This window comes from Corallococcus sp. AB011P, assembly GCF_003611605.1.
In the GTDB taxonomy this organism is placed as follows: domain Bacteria; phylum Myxococcota; class Myxococcia; order Myxococcales; family Myxococcaceae; genus Corallococcus; species Corallococcus coralloides.
In genome coordinates, this window is record NZ_RAVX01000013.1 from 1 (window position 1) to 18,712 (window position 18,712).

Consider the following 18,712-nt stretch of genomic DNA (forward strand, 5'->3'; position numbering starts at 1 on the left):
TCTTCCACGACTTGAAGCGTTTTCGCGCCGCCGCCACCCGTTACGACAAGACGGCGAGCAGCTACCTCGCCGTCCTGCATGTCGCCTCCATGCTTCTTTGGCTGCGCTAATCAGGGACAGCCCCTAGCGGGACGTCAGAACACCAGGCTCTGGGTCAGCCGGGGCGTCGGGCCCAGGTCGATGACGCCGCCGCGGTCGTCCGGGTCCGAGCCGGTGGTGGGCTTGAAGAACATGGCCGCCACCACCAGCGATCCCATCACCACCGCGCCGATGGTGCCCGTCAACAGCAGCGTCTTGCCCAGGCTGAACTCGCGCAGCCGGGCGTGGTCCACCTCCGAAAGGGGGACGACGACCGGGGGCGCGGAGACGCTGGAGGTGGAGCCCTCCAGGGGCACGCCCCGGAAGCGGTCGCCGTCCACGCCCACCTCGATGAAGCGCTGGAACTCCGTGTCCGCCTGGGCGGAGACCCGCGCCAGCGCCAGCGGTGTGTCGGACGTGAACTGGTGCGGCTGGCCCTCCACGTCCCGCACCGTGCGCTTGCGCTCCGTGACGCGGTTGAGCATCACGTCGCCCAGCTCCCGCATCAGCGCCGCGTTCTCGTCCCGGAAGCCATCCAGCCGCGCCAGCTCAGGCTTGGGGATGGCGTAGGTCGTGGTGCAGGACGCCAGCAGGGACAAGGCGGTCAGCGCGGCGCACAGACGCATGATGCGGCTCCTCGGGATGGACTCCTGAAGCCTATCCCGGAGCGTGCCCCGGCGCCTACCGGGGCACGCGGCCGGTGTCTCACTTCAGCTTGTAGTTGGCATCCAGCACGTCCGCCTGCGTCCGGCCCATCACCCAACCGTCGTGGTAGACGACGCCCACCGGCGCGATGGTGTCATTCCGGTACAGGCCGATCTTCAGGTAGTTGAGCTGCCCGGAGTACTGCGTCGCGATGTTGCGCTTGGGCAGCACCAGCTGGCCGTCGTAGTACAGCTCCACGAAGCCCACGCTCGCGTTGGGAGACCACTTCACGTGGAAGACGAAGTCGTGCCACGTGTTGCGCACCAGCGGCGTGCGCCAGACGATGGTGCCCGGGGACCCGCCGATGTTGAGCCGCATCTCCTCGCCGTAGACGTAGAACTCCACCGGCGGCGAGCCGCAGCACCCGTCATGGTGCCACTGGGTGAAGAGCTGCCAGGTGTTCACGCTGGGGAAGTCCGCCGCGAAGCGCGTGCTCCAGCGGTACCAGTACTCGGAGCCCACCGCCTCCTTCGTCTGCTTGAAGATTTCGTTGCGGTTGCCGCTGGAGTTGATGGGGTCATCGCCCTGCTTCACCGTGGCCTTGAGGGCGTAGCCGCCCTCGCGCACCGGCGACGAGACCACCTGGAGCCGGTCCGCGGACATCATCTGCGTGCCGTCCCACTGGCTGCGGCTGCCGGACTCGAAGTCGCCCCGCCACACGATGCCTCCCGGTGTGGTGGGAGGCGGCGTCGTCGTGGTGCCGGCGCACGGGCGCGCCTCCGCGATGCTGGCCCAGTCGTTGAGGGTGTTGCCCTGCACCGTGACACGCACCCGGCGCGTGCTCACCGGCGTGAAGGTGTACGTCTCCGCCGCGGTGGTCGTGCCCTTGCTCGTGCCGCTGTACACCTGCGTATAGGTGTAGCCGTCCGGCGACACGGAGATGGTGAACGTGTTCGCGCGCTTGTGGCCCTCGTGCCAGGCCACGGCCAGCGCGCCCACGCTCTTGGTGGCGCCCAGGTCGTAGTCAATCCACTCGCCCTTGCCCAGGCTGCTCCAGCGCGTGGTGAGCTGATCATCCAGCGTGTTCGCCGCGACGCTGCCGGTGCCGTCGTCGCCGCTGGCCTTCACGCTGGTGGGGGTGAGCTGCGTGCAGCCGGTGGTGGTGAGGTCCTCGCCGGACGACTCGAGCGACGGCTGGCGGTCTTCCGCCGGAAGGGAACCATCCGGAGCGCCACAACCAGCGGCGCCCAGGACGAACAACGTTTCAACCAGGAGGAGGGTTTTCTTCAAGGGGTTGGCCCAGGGGGAAAGGACAGGCAGTGAAAGGCCATGCTCCAACGACAGGAGACAGGGGCATGGCTGGGGGATGTCTGGCTTTACGGCGGGGCAATCCCCTCTCGTGCTCCCGGACCTGTTCCACAGGGCCGCGTCGACGGGAGGAGAAAGACAATGTGGCGTGTGTTCGGTGCTCCATCCGGCAGCGGGGGAAAAGCCTGCCGTGCTCCAAGGTGATAAACCGAATATCGAAGTTCTATTTCGAACACAAGCGACGCTGAACCCGCTTGCACGCTGGGCAGGTTCAAATCCGAAAGACAGACATCAATTTCAGACGGCCCGGTTGAAATCCTTCAACACACCGGAAGGGGCGATACGGCGCGTCGCGTGGGATGCGCACCGCCGGAGCACGGGCGTGTCGTGCCGTCGGTTGTGGTGCGGTGTGGGAACGCGCGAGCCGTCGTTTCGGGCAGGGCGTTTTGGACCCGTGTCCACTTGCGACGTGCCGTGGGGACATCCTCTTTGCCGCCGACTTGCGATGACGGGAGAATCAGGCAGAAACCCGTCCGCGATGTCCGTATTTTTCCAGGAAGCCCGCCGCGCGGCGGCCATGAGGCCGGTCGAGTGACGCACCCCATGTCGCGCCCCGCGTCCGAGCAGGTGCCCCGGAGCGAGCGCAAGCCGCTGTACGTGAAGGTGGTGACCCAGCCGGCGCTGCATGGCTGCTGGTCCGTGAACATCAGCGAGACGGGCATCGGGCTCATCGCCACGCCGCGCCGCCCCTCCGAGGGCCCGCACGAGAACGAGCCGGTGGAGATGGCCTTCTCGCTGCCGGACACGGGCGCGCACGTGCGGGTGCACGGCACGGTGCGCTGGCGCCACGACACGGCGAGCGGCGGGGGCACCGTCGCGGCGCTGGGCATCAGCTTCGGCGCCTTCGACGCGGCGGACGGCGTGAAGCTGGCGCGCTACCTGGCCACGTCCCACCTGCAGGTGGTGGCTGCCTTCGCCTCGGATGACGAGTCACGCGCGGTGCGCCAGGCCCTGGACGGCGTGGCCACGCCGCACTTCGCCGCCACCGCGGAGGACGTGCACGCGCTGCTCACGCGCGGGGACATGGCGGTGCTGCTGGTGTGCGGCCAGGACGAGTCGCGGGCGCTCGCGCTGGTGGAGTCCCTGGCGGAGCTGCGCGAGGAGGTGGACCCCACGGGGGCGGGGCCGCCCAGCGACCTGGCCTCGCGCATCGTCTACTGCGCCCCGGCGGCCCCCGAGCGGCTGGTGGCGCTCTTCAACTCCGGCCGCATCTACCGGGCGCCGGGGGCCTGGCCGGCCCCGGAAGCCATGCGCGAGGCGGTGCTCCAGGCGGGGCGCGAGCACGGCTTCCGCATGGAGCAGTGGCGCATGGCGCTGGAGCTGGAGCGCAACCTCCTGCGCGAGCGCGCGCTGGCCCAGACGCCGGTGGTGGGCGTAGGCCGCCACGGGGAGGACGTGGGCTTTCGCAGCCCGCCCATGCAGCGGGTGATGGAGATGGTGCGCCTGGTGGCCCCCCACCGGGTGGCGGTGCTGCTGCAGGGCGAGACGGGCACCGGCAAGGAGGTGCTGGCGCGCATCCTCCACCGGCTCTCCGGCCGGGGGGACCTGCCGCTCGTCGTCCAGGACTGCGGCGCGCTCACGGAGACGCTGCTGGAGAGCGAGCTGTTCGGCCACGTGAAGGGGGCCTTCACCGGCGCGGTGTCGGACCACCCGGGCCTCTTCGTGCTCGCCAACGGCGGCACCATCTTCCTGGACGAGATTGAGAACACCACGCCCAACCTCCAGGCGAAGCTGCTGCGCGTGCTGGAGACCGGCGACGTCCGCCCGGTGGGCGGCACCCAGGTGCGCCACGTGGACGTGCGTGTGGTGGCCGCGAGCAACCGGGACCTGGGCGAGGAGGTGCGCGCCGGCCGCTTCCGCGCGGACCTCTTCTACCGGCTCAACAGCTTCACCATCGACATCCCGCCCCTGCGCGAGCGCCCGGAGGACATCCCGGAGCTGGCCCGCTCCTTCGTGGAGCAGTTCAACCGCACCCTCAAGCGCTCCGCCACGGGGGTGGCCCCGGACGCGGACGAGGTGCTGCACGGCTACGGCTGGCCGGGCAACGTGCGCGAGCTGCGCAACGTGGTGGAGCGGGCGGTGCTCCTGTCCCGGCCCGGGGAGATGCTCACCCGGCGCCTGTTGCCGCCCGCGCTCCTCAACAACTCGGTGCCCCGGGCGGACCCCACGGGGGACGGCTCGCTGAGGGCCCGGCTCCAGCAGGTGGAGCGCGACCTCATCCGCGAGGCCCTGGAGCGCCACGGCGGCGTCCTGCGCCGCGCCGCCGTGGCCCTGGGCATGGACCCCGTGACGTTGGGCCGCCGGGCCCGGCGCCACGGGTTGTGGAAGGCGGAGTAGCCCTCCGCCCTCCACGCGCCGTCAGTGCGCCCGCATCCACTGGAGGATGGGCTGCCACACGCGCACTCGCGCGTCCCGGGCGAGGAACAGGTCCGCGTGGCCGAAGTCATGCGCGCGCTCCTCCTCCGGGCGGCTGCGCACGATGATGCGGGTGACGTCCGTGCTGCCCAACAGGCGCGTGGAGTACTCGCCGTAGCGGCCCACGCCGCCCGCCGCGCCCACGTACAGCACCGGCACCTTCACGTCCTTGAGGTGGTCGTCGTAGGGCACGTCCAGGCCGCACAGCTGCTTCTCCGTCTCCACCACCTCGTTGAGGCTCTGGTAGGGCACCGCCAGCTGGAGGTAGTCGAACAGGGTGGGCTCCGACGTGAAGGCCGTCCGGTCCGGGAGGCCGGCGGTGTCCGGCACGCTGCCCGCCAGGTGGTAGCCCGGAGTGATCGGCTGGAGCGGCGCCAGCAGCGCCCCGGTCCGCCCGGCGGCGATGACGGCGAACTTCCGGTTGGTGGGCCGGACCGGGCCCGCGAAGCCCGCCGGGGCCAGCGGGGACGGAGCGTTGGGAGCGCGGTTCGCCAGCTCACCAATGGTCTTCACCGGCATGCCCGGCGCGGGCCCCAAGAGGCCCCCTTCCGTGCGGCCCTCGTCGCGGGCGGCCTGGAGCGCCTCGTACCGCTGGCACGCCCACTGGCGCTGCTCGGCCGCCTCCGGCCCGTAGCGCAGCACCATGTCCATGGGCACGAAGCCGTCCACCCGGCGCAGGGCGCGCGGGAGCTGCGACTCCCCGTCCAGGTACGCGTACCCCATGGTCGCGCCCCGGCTCCAGCCCAGGAGGAACATCCGGTCATTGCCGCCGTTGCCGCCCAGCCGCCGCACCACGTCCGCCAGCGCCAGGCCCGTGCCCAAGTCCTTCACGTGCGACTGCATGTTCCAGCCCTCCATGAACTGGAAGTTCGTCTCCGCCTCCGGCACGCCCACCCAGCGCAGGTCCAGGCCCCACACGTCCACGTCCTGGCTCGCCAGGTACGCCGCCATGGAGCGGTTCTCCGGCATCGTCGTCACGCAGGTGTTGGTGAGGAACGCGGGCACGAAGCCCCACAGGTCCCCGTGCACCATGAACACCGCCCGGCTGCTGCGCGCCGGAATCCACGGGTAGGACTCGCGCACCACGCGGTGCACGGTGATGGCGTCGTACTTCCCCGCGCCCACCCGCACCTTCCAGCTGTAGTGCGCAAGCCCACCACCCAGCGCCTCGCGCTTCGTGCTGGAGGCCATCAGGCCCGACGACACCAGCGACCGCGACCACGGATCCGCCTGGACTGCCACCTCGTGCGCGTCCCCCGGATTCGCGCGCAGCGCCACGAACAGCACCACCACCACCCACAGGCTCAACGTCCCACGCATACCGACCTCGGCTCGCATTGAGGGTCCCCCACGCAGACAAGCGCCAGGCTCTGACACCCGGTGCCTCCCGATGCAGGCCTTCCCAGAGCACCTTCCGCGCCAGGCCCCAAGGGGTTGATTTCATTGGTGCTGCCCCGCAGGGCATGCTTCACGGGTGAAGGTCGCCGGACGCCTGTCCCGGCACCCTCCGAGTGAAGAAACGCAGGACTCCGCGTACTTCAATACTGAGACATGCGGACCACGAATGGTGCGGGTCCCTTTGGACTGAACGGCCCCCCCGCCGGCCCGCCAGGGTGTGTTGGTTCATTCAATCCAACACATACATCTGAAACAGGCAAGTCCTGGATGTTAGGGGAAGACGACGGGGCAATCGCATGGGGGCGGTGGGACGGGAGACAACAACGGGTCTCACCCTGACTCCCCTCGGAGGGGGAGGACCCATGCCCGAGACCGTCTTCGTCGACAACATCTGGAACGACTTCGCGCACAGCTACGATCAGATGATCCCCGAGCTGCCGTGCTACCAGCGGCAGCGCGAGAAGATCCTCCGCGACACCCGGGAGCGCTCCTACGTCATCGACGCGGGGTGTGGCACGGGGCTCGTGAGCGAGCCCCTGGTACGGCGTGGGCAGCGCGTCGTCGGCTTCGACAACAACCAGGCCATGCTGGCCCTGGCGGTGCGCCGCCGCGCGAAGGAGCCGGAGGCGGTGCGCGCCCGCTGGACGCTGTTGCCCGGAGACGTGACGCAGTTCCCCCTGGAGGTGGAGGGGGCCGCGGACGCGGTGGTGATGAACAACGTCCTCTTCTACGTGAAGGACCCGGAGGCCGTGCTGCGCGAGGCCTGGACGCACCTGAAGCCCGGCGGCGTCCTGTGCATGACGAGCAACAAGCGGCCCCGGCCCGACCTGGAGCTGGTGCTGAAGAACTCCATCCGGGAGTGGGAGGCCCAGGGGCGCTGGACGGAGAGCCTCCAGCGCGCGGTGAACCACCACCGCACCTGCGCCCAGAAGCTCACCACGGATCCCAACGAGATGGTCACCTTCCTGGACACGGACCAGGCGGTGAAGCTCCTGGAGAAGGTGGGCTTCAGCGAGGCGCTGGTGGCCGACGGCGACGACTACTACGGCGAGAACTTCTACGTCTGCATGCGCAAGTAGGGAGCCCTTCCATGACGAACGTGAACCCCCGTTTCCAGCGCAACCTGGGTGTCCTCCACCCGCAGACCATGGACAAGCTCGCCAGCACCCACGTGCTCGTCGCCGGCGTGGGCGGCGCCGGAGGCCAGTGCGCGGTGGACCTGGCGCGCCTGGGCTTCGGCTGTCTGACGCTCGCGGACTTCGACGTGTACGAGCGCCACAACATCAACCGGCAGATTGGCTGCTTCGAAAGCACCCTGGGCCAGCACAAGGTGGACGTGGTGGAGCGCATGTGCCGGGACATCCACCCGGACCTGCGCGTGCAGAAGGTGAAGGAGGGCATCACCGACGCCAACGTGGCGGACGTGCTCAAGGGCCTGGGCGGCCTGCCGCCGGTGGACTACGTGGTGGAGGTCATCGACATCGCGGGGGCCCGCGCCAAGGAGTCGCTCCACCAGACGTGCCGGCAGCTGGGCATCCCCATCATGACCGGGCTGATGCTGGGCTTTGGTGCCGCGCTCCACGTCTTCCAGCCGGACGCGCCGCTCTACGAGGAGCTCTTCATCCTCCCGGACGGCCGCATCGACCTGCCGAAGATCATCCCGCACCTGGGCAGCTACATGCTCCAGGAGTACATGGATGCCTGCTACCAGGGGAAGGGCCACGCGCCCACGTGCGTGATTGGCGCCACCACCGCCGCGGGGCTGATGGTGAGTGAAATCATGCGAGGCGTGATGCTGGGGGCTCGCGCGATGGTGTCCTGGCCCGAGTACCTCTACGTGGACCTCTTCGACCACCGCTACGTGCGCGGCTCCGTCAGCGCCACCCGTCCGGCCCGCCCGGTGGGGCAGGGCGCGAGGGGCTGAAAAGTCGCCCGCTAAGAAGGCTTCTCTCTCCGGGGCCGGGGGCCCTCTGCAGGGCCCCCGAATCCCCCCGGGGACTACATCACCACGCCGCGCGACCGCGCTTCGTTCACCACCTGCGAGCCATCCACGCCCAGCCGCCGGGCGATGAAGCCCGCCGCCCCGTCCGCGTTCTTGTGCACGCGGATGAACTGGTCGTCATACGTGCGCGTGACGATGAGCATCCCCGACACGATGACGCGCTGGAGGTTGTGCTGTAGCTCGTTGCCTTCGATGATGACGTGGATTTCGGAGAACAGCGCCCGCGCGTCCGACAGCATGTTGGACAGGTGCCGGCGCTGCTCGCTGTTGGGGACCGCGGACTTCGCTCCCGCGATTGTCACCAGCACCAGCGGCTGCTGCTGGTGCTGCTGGTAGGCGGCCTGCATCTTCTGGAACACCGCCTGTATCTCTTCCGGCGTCGGTGGAGCGTCCCAGCGCAGGAAGAACACCTTGTCGATGACGTCTGTCTTGTAGACCGGAAGTGCCATGGCGTTCGCGACTCCTTCGTGTCGGACCCAGCGGCCGTCCCGGTCGGTACGCGTCCGGGCTTTCTCCCTGGGCCTGAGGGACATCCTGCTCTTCAGCCGCGGTCAAGAAACTAGCCCTGAAGGCTGACATTGCTGAGACGACACATCCGCTCAGCCCTGACGGCGTCACGGACTGTGTGTTCGCCTCAAAGGTCCCCTGGGTTGTCCGCTAACGGATGCTGAACCCAGACGCCAGGGCCGACCGCCCTGTCTGCCTATTTCAATCCATGTGACAAGTTTCAACGGCGACTCCCCGTGAAAACAAGAAGGCCCCGGGAGCACGGTGGCTCCCGGGGCCTTCCAGAGGCTTCAGGCCGTCAGACGGAAGCGGTTACCCGCCGGAGACGGTGGTCTCCACCAGGTTCGCGTCGCCGTTGATCTGCGCGTCCGTGAACAGGATGGGGCGCCACTGCTTCTGGGAGTACAGCCGGGTCTGGTCCGAGTGGTGCGGGGACTTGCGGTCGCCGGACTGGCTGTAGGTCAGCACGGCGCTGGCGGTGGGGCCCGCGTCGGTGAACTGGAGCGCCATGATGAAGGAGCTGCCGTTGTTGATGGGGTAGCCCTCCTTCGCCAGCAGGGTGTTGGCGTTGTACGAGGCCGTGTGGGGCTGGGCGAAGTCGAACACCGTGGTGCGGGCGGCGCCGAAGGACATCACGTTGGTGACGCCCTCGCGGTGCATGCCGCCGTGCAGGGGGATGGGGGCGCCCGCGCGGGTGGTGAACTGCACCTGGCCCAGCGTCTTGTCCAGCGCGTTGGTGGAGCGGCCGATGGTGAAGACGGCCTGCGCCAGCTTCACCAGCACCGGGTCGTCACCCGTGGCGGGCGCGGGCGTCAGGGTGTTGGGCGTGGTGATGGGGCTGGCCGGGTTGAAGCCCACGGAGAACAGCGGGCCCGCGTTCTGGAGGTTGCCGTTGGTGTACGCGCCCAGGAACTCGCGGAACACGAACGCGCCCTTCTGGTCCACGTCGTAGCGGCCGTTCCAGCCAGTCAGCAGCGCGCAGGCTTGGCTGATGTCCACGGCGGTGTTGTTGTAGGTCACCGTCGTCTTGCCCGTGCAGCGCTCCACCACGGACGCGAGCAGCAGCTCCGCCATGCTGCTGCGGTTGCTGAACACGGCCGCCTTGAGCTCCTCGTGGCTGAACTTGCCGTCCGCGCCGGAGGCGCCGGTCTCGCTGACCTCCGTGAGGACCGTGGCGTTCATGCGCGTGCGCGGCGACTGGGGGAAGTTCTCCAGGCCGTGCAGCGGGGAGAAGCCGGTGAGCGGCGCGGCGGGGTTGGCCAGCCAGTAGCTGTCGTTCGCGTTGAAGACGAAGTCCTTGCGGTCCAGCTGCGGCACCTTGGCGAAGGGCACGAGGCCGGGGCTGCGCGAGCCCGGCTCCACCTGCCACTCATTGGCCGGGTCGCTGCCGTTGAGCATCACGAAGCCCAGGCCCTGGAAGATGCCGGCGGTGAGGGGGTTGGAGCCCGTGGTCGCCTCGGTGAGCCACTTCGTGTACGCGTCCTTGGAGAGGTTGGGCGTGGGCGTGGCGTCCGTGTACCAGGCGTTGCCGTCCTTGTCGGCGAACATGGTGTTCACCCAGGGCAGGCCCTGCTGGGTGTTGTAGACGTCCTTGAACTCGGCCAGGGACTTGGCCTTGTTCATGCCGTGGAACTGGTCCAGGAACTTGGTGTTGTCGATGTTGGCGTCGCGCAGCGTGAGCGCCGTCTTGGTGTTCCAGCCCAGCGTGCCGGGGGGGAAGCTCGGCGCGGCCGAGTCCGGGAAGGCGATCATCGGGCCGTAGTGGCTGAACCAGACGGTCTGCGAGTAGTTCGTCAGCGACCCTTCGGACAGCTTCACCAGGACGGTGAAGGTCTTGGAGGTCATCTGGCGCTCCTCGCTGCCGTACTTGTAGACGGTCGGCTTCCCGTCCACGAGCTGCAGCTGGTACATCGTCGCGCGCTGGCCGGAGGAGAACGTGTGCGTCCAGCCCACGTTCTCGTTGAAGCCGATGAGCACCGCCGGCACGCCCATCAGGCCCACGCCGTAGACGTTCATCTGGCCCGGCACGGTCAGCTGGCTCTCCCACAGGCGCAGCTCGCCTTCCCAGGGGAAGTGCGGGTTGGCCATGACCATGCCCTTGCCGTTGTCGGTGCGCTCACCGCCAATGGCCCAGCCGTTGCTGCCGAAGTCCGCCAGCTTCAGCCGCTGCAGCTCCTCCAGCGACGGCATCTGCGGGCGCAGCGCGGCCTGCTTCGGGTCCACGGACTGCGCGCCCACGGTGGGGGGGGTGGCGGACGGGATGGTGAGCGCCAGCGCGTTGATGCCCGCCAGCAGCGTCAGGTCCGTGTTGTACGCCAGCAGGTCCACGGTGCTGATGGGCCGGACCCAGGCCGCGTTGGCGCACTCGGCGGGACGGGCGTCCGCGGGCACGTCCTCCAGGTACTTGTTGTAGCCGGCCACGTAGCCCGTGACCATGTCCTGCACTTCCTGCGACAGGGTGGGGAAGGCGGCTTCCGCGCGCCCCATCAGGTCCATGGCCCGGTACGCGATGTCAGAGCCCACGTGCCGGTTGCCCGCGCCCTGACCCAGGAAGCGCGCGCGCTCGCCGCGCACCTTGAGGATCTGATCCGCCAGCGTACAGACGTGGTCCTGCGCGAAGGCATAGCCCTGGCCGAAGCCCAGGCTGGCGTAGCTGTCCGCGGTGATGTGCGGAATGCCGTAGGAGGTGCGCTTGATCTTCGCCGTGTACTTCGGGGTCGTCGGGGTGGGCCCCGGATCGACTGGCTTGGGATCATCCTCACAGCCGGTGGTGGTGGCCACCAGCGCCAGGGACGCGATCAGGGAAAGAGAAAGACGGCGGGTCCGGACAGAACGGAACCCTCCGCGAGGAGGAAGATTATCGGGGATGTTCTCGGGCATGGCGGCCCGGAGACTAGGAAGGTGGCGATTCGCCGGTCAATGTTTCTGGGATTTGACTTTTCCATGGAGGTGAAACGCGCGGATGCGTCGCGTCGTGGGTTTGGGAAAGCCGGAAAGACGGTGTGTGTTACACGGGAGCCATGACGCCCGAGCCCTCGTCGTCGCCCGCGGCCCGCCGCCAGCGCCGCCACTTCTCCATGATTCGCACCTTCGTGCTGGCGGACTTCGTCACGCTCGGCAACGGCTTCGCCGGCGCGGGGGCCATCCTGGCGGCCATGCAATCGCTGGCCACGAACAACCCACGCTGGCTGTGGGTGGCGTTCTGCCTGATGCCGGTGGCGCTGGCGATGGACGTGGCGGACGGCCGCATCGCCCGGTGGCGCTTCCGCAAGTCGCCGCTGGGCGCGGACCTGGACTCGCTGGCGGACGTCATCTCCTTTGGCATGGCGCCCGCGGCGCTGGCGTTCGCGGTGGGCTTGCGCGGCAACCTGGACGTGGCGGCGCTGCTCTACTTCGTCGCGTGCGGCATCAGCCGCCTGGCGCGCTTCAACGTCACGTCCGCGGAGCTGTCGGACGGCACCGGCAAGGTGAAGTACTTCGAGGGCACCCCCATCCCCACCAGCCTGCTGCTGGTGATGGTGCTGGCGGCGGCCACGTGGCAGGGCCGCATTGGCGACGCGCTGTGGGGCGGGGTGTGGAACCTGGGACCGCTCACGCTGCACCCGCTGGCGCTGCTCTACGTGGCCAGCGGCAGCGCGATGATCAGCAAGACGTTGCGGATTCCGAAATTCTGAAGTCTTCCGCCGTGGAGGGCGCGGGTGGTGCCATCCAGTGGACGTTCTGGAGGGCAATTCCCCTGTTTTTCCCACGGTGAGGCGGTTGGCAGTCCCGGGGTGGGTGCCTAGCTTCGCCACCTGATCCGCGAGGGCCACACCCGGAAGGTGTGGCCGCTGCCGCGGCTTCAAGGCTTTGGGCGAGGCGGGAGGGAAGGGTGGGTGCCATGACGGGGCGCTGGGGCCTGCTGGGTTTGGTGGTGGTGGGACTGCTGTCGGGCTGCGCGGACCGGGAGCGCTCATCGCTCGCGGACGGCCGGCTGACGGCGACGCCGGGTGGCGTCGACTTCGCGCGGGTGGCGGTCTTCGACGCTCGCGAATCCACGGTGACGCTGCGCAACGTGGGCCGCGCGCGCATCACGGTGGACGAGGCCTGGGTGGAGGGGCCGGAGGGCGCCTACAAGGCGGAGTTCACCCACGAGGGGCCTCACAGCCTGGTGCCGGGCAGCGAGTGCACGCTGAAGGTGCGCTTCGCGCCGCTTTTGCAGGGCGGTCTGCCCGCGGTGCTGGTGGTGCGCTCGGACACGCGCATCGAACCGCTGATGCGAATTCCCCTCAACGGCGCGGGCGTGGACGCGTGGGCGCGGGTGACACCGCGCGCGCTGGACTTCGGCCGCATCGAGGCGGACTCCACCAAGACGCTGGGCGTGACGCTGGACAACCCCACGGAACTGCCGGTGATGGTGACGCCCAAGCTGGTGGGCGCGGACAAGGATGAGTTCGTCGCGGCGCCGGTGACGGTGAACCCGGGCGAGCGCGTGGAGCTGCCCCTCACCTTCAACCCGGTGCGGGTGGGTAGGAAGCAGATTGCGCTGGCCATCTCGCCCTGCCACGGGTGCGCGGACGTGCCGGTGCAGGTGACGGCGGAGTCTCTGGAGCGCGCGGTGGTGGCGGAGCCGGAGGTGTTGGACTTCGGCGCGGTGCCGGTGGACCGCGACGCCATCAAGGCCTCCAGCCTGCGCAACATCAGCACGGAGCCGGTGACGGTGACGTCGCTCATGCTGGATGGCACGGACGTGTCCTTCAGCCAGAACAACACGGGCCTGCCGCTGGTGCTCCAGCCGGGCGAGGTGCGCGCCTTCGAAATCCGTTACAGCCCCGGCCACATGGGCGCGGCCACGGACCGCGCCGTCTACACCGTGGTGAGCAAGCGCCACCCCACGCTGCCCGTGCCGCTGCGCGGCTTCGGCGGCGCGTCCGAACTCTGCGTGTCGCCGATGATGCACGACTTCGGCGAGCAGCCGCTGGGCTCCAAGGTGCGCGTGGTGGTGAACGTGAAGAACTGCGGCACGGACAACGCGGGGCCGCTCACCATCAACACGCTGGACTGGACGCCGGACGCGACGGGCGCCCAGCTCCAGTTCAACAACAAGCCGGTGCCGCTGCCGTTCACCCTGCCGGCCAACGGCGAGCTGAACCTGGAGGTCTTCTACGAGCCCATGCGCGAGGGCAGCGCGTCCGGCGCGCTGGTGATGACCACGAGCGCGTTCTCCGCGGCCACCGTGCAGCTGGACTTCTTCGGCAGCGCGAAGGCGCATGCGCCGTGTGACTTGACCGTCACGCCGGAGCTGGTGGACTTCGGCACCCTCCCGCCGGGCCGCGGCGCGGTGCTGGGCGTGAAGCTGGAGAACAAGGGCGCGGACCTGTGCCCCGTGAAGAACATCCGCATCGCCAACGACGGCGGCGGCGTGTTCAAGATGCCCGGCGGCGAGCTCTTCGGCGGCATCATCTACCCGGGCGACTGGTTCAGCTTCCAGGTGGCGTTCCAGGCGCCCTTCACCGGCGGCAGCTTCGCGGGGGAGTTGCAGGTGGAGCAGTACAACCCGGTGACGCCGGTGCGGCAGGTGCCGCTGATGGCGAACTCGCAGGAGACGTGCCTGGTGGCGTCGCCCTGGTACCTGGACTTCGGCCTGGGCCGCAAGGACTGCCGCCCGGCGCCGCGTGAGGTGAACTACCTCAACGCGTGCACCACGCCCGTCACCATCTCCAACGTCTTCATCGGGCCGGGCACGACGGACACGGAGTTCGCGCTGTTGGACCACCCGGCGCCGCCCGCGTTCCAGCTCCAGCCGGGCGAGTCCTTCACGGTGGGCGTGGACTACCTGGCGCAGGTGACGGGCATGAACCTGTCGCCGCTCTTCGTGGACTCCAGCGACCTGCCCATCCCGCTGATGGTGCCGCTCATCGGTGAGTCGTCGAAGAAGACGGACAAGACGGACAACTTCGTGCAGCAGGACGTGAGCAAGGTGGACGTGCTGTTCGTCGTGGACAACACGGCGTCCATGGTGGAGGAGCACCCGAAGCTCGTGTCCGCCATCCCCGCGTTCGTGGACGCCGCGCGCAACAAGGCGGTGGACGTGAACATGGCGGTGACGACGACGGGCATCTCCGCGGTGTCCGGCGCGTGCCCGGGCGGCGCGCTGGGCGGCGAGGCCGGCCGCTTCTTCCCGGCGGACAACAGCCGCCAGCGCATCCTCACCCTGGCCACGCCCGACGTGGCGCAGGTGCTCCAGCAGAACGTGCAGGTGGGCCAGTGCGCCCAGGTGGAGCAGGGCTTTGAAGCGATGCGCCGCGCGCTCACCTCTCCGCTGGTGAACAACGTGGATGATCCGCGCACGCCGCTGGCCAACGACGGCAACGCGGGCTTCCTGCGCGACTCCGCGGCGCTGGTGGTGGTGTTCGTGGGTGACGAGGACGACCACTCGCCGGACGCGGTCGCCACGTACGTGCAGTGGGCGCAGCAGCGCAAGGGGGAGAACCAGCCGCAGCGGGCCACCTTCTTCGCCATCGCGCCCACCAAGACGTCCTGCGCCACGGCGGGCGGCACCGGCACCCGGTACGCGGACGCGGCGGCGCAGACGGGCGGCGAGGTGCTCAACGTCTGCGCGGCGGACTACGCGCCGCTGCTCCGGCAGGTGGCCAACAAGGCGTTCAGCGCGCAGGACCGCTTCCCGCTGAGCGAGGAGCCCGACGCGGGCACGGTGGTGGTGACCGTCAACGGCACTGAAACCACCAGCGGGTGGTCCTACGACGCCGCGTCCAACAGCGTGGTGTTCAGCGTGGTGCCGCCGCCGGGCTCCAAGGTGGCCATCACCTACCGCCGCGCCTGCGCCAACGACTGAACGGTGAAGAAGCTGTGGGTGTGGACCCCGTGACGGGCCGGCCATCCGGCCCCGAACGGGGTTGTCAGACCCCGGTGCTACAGCACTGCATCTGCCTGTGCGGATGACCAGAAAATTGGAGGCGCTCCCTCGGTGTGTACCCTGCGGAGCGTCTGCACGCTGTTGCCCTGGAGGCGCTGTGAACACCTGGACCCCTGATGAGCCCATGAAGTCCTCTCCGCGCGCCGGTGCGCCGGGGCTGCGGGTCATCCGCGGGGAAGGGCAGCGCAAGCAGGAACCGCTGGCGGACCGGAACGCGGTGGCGCGGGTGCTGATGGAGGCCGGGGCGGACATGCTGCTCAGGCGCATCAGCCCCGTGAGGGCGCAGGAGATCGAGCGCAAGGTGGACCGGGTCCTGGACCTGTTCGACCGGGTGGACGCGGCCCCGGTGCTGATGCCGGTGCTCAAGCGGCACCTGGACGAACTGGAGGCCCTGATGCGGGAGACCCGCGAGGTCCGGGCCGCCCGGCGTTAGGCGCACGCCCGGTGGAACCGGGAAAAGCCCAGGGGGATTCGATGTTTGATTCCCCTGGCCCGGCCGCTTACGCTTGGGGCTCGCCTCCTCGCGTCCGGCCGTGTCCATCGAAACCTACGGCAGCTACCAGCTCCTGAAGCGCCTCGCCACGGGCGGCATGGCGCAGATCTACCTCGCACGCCGGCCGGGTTCGGATGCTCCGGACAAGCTGCTGGTGTTGAAGCGGATCCTCCCGCACCTGTCGGAGAACGACGAGTTCGTCCGGATGTTCCTGGACGAGGCGCGGATCGCGGCCCGGCTCGCCCACCCCAACGTCGTGCAGATCTACGACCTGGGCGCGGAGGGGGACACCTTCTTCATCGCCATGGAGTACATCCATGGCGTGGACGCGCGCCGGCTCTGGAAGCGCTCGGAGACGGCGGGGCGTCCGCTGCCGGTGCCCCTCGTCTGCCGCATCCTCCTGGAGGCGTGCGCGGGGCTGGACTACGCGCACAAGAAGACGGACGCGGCGGGGCGCCCGCTGGGCATCGTTCACCGGGACGTGTCACCGCAGAACATCCTGGTGACGTTCGACGGTGGCGTGAAGGTGGTGGACTTCGGCATCGCGAAGGCGGCGGATCAGGCCACCGTGACGCGCTCCGGGGTGCTCAAGGGCAAGTATTCGTACATGTCGCCGGAGCAGGCCGCCGGGCAGCGCGTGGACCGCCGTTCGGACGTGTTCGCGCTGGGCGTGGTGCTGCATGAGCTGCTGACGGGGGGCCGGCTCTTCAAGCGCGCCAGTGACATGCTGACGCTGTCGGCGGTGGCGGAGTGCAACGTACCGGTGCCGTCGCACGTGGCGCCCCGGGTGCCGGCGGAGCTGGACACCATCGTGCTCAAGGCGCTCGCGAAGGAGCCGGACGCGCGCTACCAGCACGCGCAGGAGCTGCAGCGGGCGCTGGAGGGGTGGCTCGCGTCGCAGCCGCAGCCTTGTGGCACGTCAGCGGACCTGGCCGGGTACATGGGGGAGCTGTACGCGGACCGCCTGACGGAGGAGGCGCGCTCCGGCGAGGTGCAGGTGACGGACGACGAGGCGGGGGTGGCTTCGCCGCCCGCGCCGCGCCGTTCGGTGATGCGGCCCGCGACGGCGCCAGCGCGCACGGAGAACGAGCCCACCACCACGCTGCGTCCGAACCGGCCGAGCCGTCCCAGTGGGAAGGTGGAGGCCCGCCGCGAGGACGGGGAGGCGGATGGGGCGCGCTCGGAGGTCCGGGGCCCGGACACCCGTCCGGAGGGCCGCAACGCGGAGGCGCGGGTGGATGCGCGCAACGCGGAGGCCCGGGGCGCGGAAGCCCGCTCCGTCGATGCCAGGCCGGAGCCCCGTTCGGAGGTCCGCAACGTCGACCCGCGCGTGGATGCCCGCTCCGTCGATGCCCGGCCGGAGCCCCGTTCGGACGTTCGCAACGCCGACCCGCGCGTGGATGCGCGGTCCGTGGACGCCCGGCCGGAGCCCCGCTCCGAGGTTCGCAACGCCGACCCGCGCGCCGAGGCCCCTCGGGGCATGACTGGCTCGCGGCGGGCCCTGGAGTCACCTCCCTCGCGGAGCACCCGGCCGGTGCGCCTGGAGGAGCCTTCCCTCCCGACGGTGACGCAGGACGAGGACGGTCCCACGCTCGCGATGGTGGACACGCAGAGGAAGCTCTCCGGCGGGTTCCAGGTGGAGGAGGACGGTCCCACGCTCGCGATGGTGGACACGCAGGGGAAGCTCTCCGGCGGGTTCCAGGTGGAGGAGGACGGTCCCACGCTCGCGATGGTGGACACGCAGGGGAAGCTCTCCCGCGGGTTCCAGGTGGAGGAGGACGGTCCCACGCTGGATCATCGCTCCCTGACGGCGACGCTGACCCAGGATGACGAGGACGACTCGACCCTGGACATGCGCGCTGTCTCCCGCGCCGATTTGGACGAGGGCCCCACGCAGGACCTGCGCGCCGTGCCGCGCTCCGAGATTCCAGTCCCCCGTCCGGGCGGGCCCACGCCGTCCGGCGAACACCGCGGCCACCGGCTCCCGGTGCCCGCTCCGCACGCGACCATCGAGGAGATGACCGCGTCCACCGCGCCGCGCTCCGCGTCCCGCGCGCCCATGCCCAACGCGTGGGTGCCGCCGGCCCGCACCGGCACGCTCACCGAGCAGTCCGCCGTGGAGCGGCCGAAGCGCCGCGGGCTCCTGTACGGCGCCATCGTGCTCGTCGCGATCCTGGTGGGCGTCGGCATCGTGTGGAGCCTGGGCCCGGGCGCCAGCGGCGTGCACGTGGAGTCCGAGCCCGCGGGCGCGCGCGTCGTCTTCGAGGACCGGGTGCTCCCGGAGCGCACGCCGCTGACGCTGCCGACGGTGAAGCCCGGCCGCTACTGGGTCGTGCTGATCAAGGAAGGCTACCGCGAGCTGCGCACGCAGATTGTCATCCCGCCGTCCGGCCGGCTGGACGTGGGGCCGCTGAAGCTCGTGCCGATGCCGTCGTCCGGCAAGCCCGGCACGGAGCCGCCCGCGACCGCGCCCCCGGCTCCTCAGGCTCCCACGACACCGGAGCCCGGCGTCGGACCTTCCGGCGTGGCCGGTCCCCGTGAGCCGGACGCCTCGAGCCCCGAAGTGAAGCAGGCCCAGGAGTCCCCTGGCGCCCAGGCTCCGGCGGCGAAGGCGCCCGTCGCCACCGCGGCCACGGTGGTGCCCACCGCGGAGGTGCGTGACACCGCCCGTGCCGCGGAGCGGTCCGCGTCGGTGAGCTTCGTGGTGACGCCCTGGGCGGAGGTGTCGTGCAACGGCCGCAAGCTGGGGGAGACGCCCTTCCAGCCGGTGAAGCTGGGGGTGGGCCTCTATGACTGCAAGTTCACCAACCCCGAACTGAAACGCACTGTCAGCCGCCGCATCGAGGTGCGTCCCATCGACCTCAACGTGGTGACGGTCAAGTTCGAGTAG

General features: G+C 69.8%; 12 protein-coding genes. 7 read left to right on the forward strand and 5 right to left on the reverse strand.

Annotated features, from left to right (window positions below):
* Positions 1-134: 134 nt before the first annotated feature.
* Entirely contained in the window at positions 135-704 is a 570-nt protein-coding gene (locus D7X30_RS27205; RefSeq protein ID WP_120565899.1) for a hypothetical protein, read from the reverse strand.
* A gap of 79 nt (positions 705-783) precedes the next feature.
* The gene (locus tag D7X30_RS27210) at positions 784-2,013 is read right to left on the reverse strand and encodes a heparin lyase I family protein (protein WP_120565900.1); all 1,230 of its coding nucleotides are present in this window, start codon (positions 2,011-2,013) and stop codon (positions 784-786) included.
* A 621-nt stretch (positions 2,014-2,634) separates the two neighbouring features.
* Between D7X30_RS27210 and D7X30_RS27215 the strand changes: the two genes are divergently transcribed.
* Positions 2,635-4,428 carry a sigma 54-interacting transcriptional regulator gene (locus D7X30_RS27215; protein WP_120566054.1) on the forward strand — a complete coding sequence of 598 codons (1,794 nt, stop codon included), beginning with the start codon at positions 2,635-2,637 and terminating at the stop codon, positions 4,426-4,428.
* Between the two features lie 21 nt (positions 4,429-4,449).
* Here D7X30_RS27215 and D7X30_RS27220 read toward each other — a convergent pair whose 3' ends face one another.
* A complete protein-coding gene (locus D7X30_RS27220) occupies positions 4,450-5,826 on the reverse strand; it encodes a hypothetical protein (protein ID WP_120565901.1) in 1,377 nt (458 codons plus the stop codon).
* Positions 5,827-6,266: 440 nt separating this feature from the next.
* On the opposite strand from D7X30_RS27220, the gene D7X30_RS27225 reads away from it, so the two are divergent.
* Positions 6,267-6,983 carry a class I SAM-dependent methyltransferase gene (locus D7X30_RS27225; protein WP_120565902.1) on the forward strand — a complete coding sequence of 239 codons (717 nt, stop codon included), beginning with the start codon at positions 6,267-6,269 and terminating at the stop codon, positions 6,981-6,983.
* Positions 6,984-6,994: 11 nt separating this feature from the next.
* Positions 6,995-7,828, forward strand: coding sequence for a ThiF family adenylyltransferase (locus tag D7X30_RS27230; RefSeq protein ID WP_120565903.1), 834 nt, complete (start codon positions 6,995-6,997; stop codon positions 7,826-7,828).
* A gap of 74 nt (positions 7,829-7,902) precedes the next feature.
* Here the strand turns inward: D7X30_RS27230 and D7X30_RS27235 are convergent, their stop codons facing one another.
* Together D7X30_RS27235 and D7X30_RS27240 are read right to left on the reverse strand one after the other, a co-directional pair.
* A complete protein-coding gene (locus tag D7X30_RS27235) occupies positions 7,903-8,355 on the reverse strand; it encodes a hypothetical protein (protein ID WP_014397960.1) in 453 nt (150 codons plus the stop codon).
* Positions 8,356-8,725: 370 nt separating this feature from the next.
* Complete coding sequence (locus tag D7X30_RS27240) at positions 8,726-11,194, reverse strand: penicillin acylase family protein (RefSeq protein WP_304984724.1); 2,469 nt, start codon at positions 11,192-11,194, stop codon at positions 8,726-8,728.
* A gap of 239 nt (positions 11,195-11,433) precedes the next feature.
* Between D7X30_RS27240 and D7X30_RS27245 the strand changes: the two genes are divergently transcribed.
* From D7X30_RS27245 to D7X30_RS42045, 4 genes are all read left to right on the forward strand, one after another.
* Positions 11,434-12,087 carry a phosphatidylcholine/phosphatidylserine synthase gene (locus D7X30_RS27245; RefSeq protein WP_120565905.1) on the forward strand — a complete coding sequence of 218 codons (654 nt, stop codon included), beginning with the start codon at positions 11,434-11,436 and terminating at the stop codon, positions 12,085-12,087.
* A gap of 206 nt (positions 12,088-12,293) precedes the next feature.
* Positions 12,294-15,248: a choice-of-anchor D domain-containing protein gene (locus tag D7X30_RS27250; RefSeq protein WP_120565906.1), complete on the forward strand. Its 2,955-nt coding sequence runs from the start codon at positions 12,294-12,296 to the stop codon at positions 15,246-15,248.
* 205 nt (positions 15,249-15,453) lie between these two features.
* Positions 15,454-15,762 carry a hypothetical protein gene (locus D7X30_RS27255; RefSeq protein WP_120565907.1) on the forward strand — a complete coding sequence of 103 codons (309 nt, stop codon included), beginning with the start codon at positions 15,454-15,456 and terminating at the stop codon, positions 15,760-15,762.
* A gap of 100 nt (positions 15,763-15,862) precedes the next feature.
* Entirely contained in the window at positions 15,863-18,712 is a 2,850-nt protein-coding gene (locus D7X30_RS42045; protein ID WP_158619405.1) for a serine/threonine-protein kinase, read from the forward strand.

Bases quoted from the DNA above. Each gene is read 5' to 3' on its own strand.
- D7X30_RS27205 (WP_120565899.1), bottom strand. From the start codon at position 704: ATGCGTCTGTGCGCCGCGCTGACCGCCTTGTCCCTGCTGGCGTCCTGC.
- D7X30_RS27215 (WP_120566054.1), top strand. From the start codon at position 2,635: ATGTCGCGCCCCGCGTCCGAGCAGGTGCCCCGGAGCGAGCGCAAGCCG.
- D7X30_RS27220 (WP_120565901.1), bottom strand. From the start codon at position 5,826: ATGCGTGGGACGTTGAGCCTGTGGGTGGTGGTGGTGCTGTTCGTGGCG.
- D7X30_RS27225 (WP_120565902.1), top strand. From the start codon at position 6,267: ATGCCCGAGACCGTCTTCGTCGACAACATCTGGAACGACTTCGCGCAC.
- D7X30_RS27230 (WP_120565903.1), top strand. From the start codon at position 6,995: ATGACGAACGTGAACCCCCGTTTCCAGCGCAACCTGGGTGTCCTCCAC.
- D7X30_RS27235 (WP_014397960.1), bottom strand. From the start codon at position 8,355: ATGGCACTTCCGGTCTACAAGACAGACGTCATCGACAAGGTGTTCTTC.
- D7X30_RS27245 (WP_120565905.1), top strand. From the start codon at position 11,434: ATGACGCCCGAGCCCTCGTCGTCGCCCGCGGCCCGCCGCCAGCGCCGC.
- D7X30_RS27250 (WP_120565906.1), top strand. From the start codon at position 12,294: ATGACGGGGCGCTGGGGCCTGCTGGGTTTGGTGGTGGTGGGACTGCTG.
- D7X30_RS27255 (WP_120565907.1), top strand. From the start codon at position 15,454: ATGAAGTCCTCTCCGCGCGCCGGTGCGCCGGGGCTGCGGGTCATCCGC.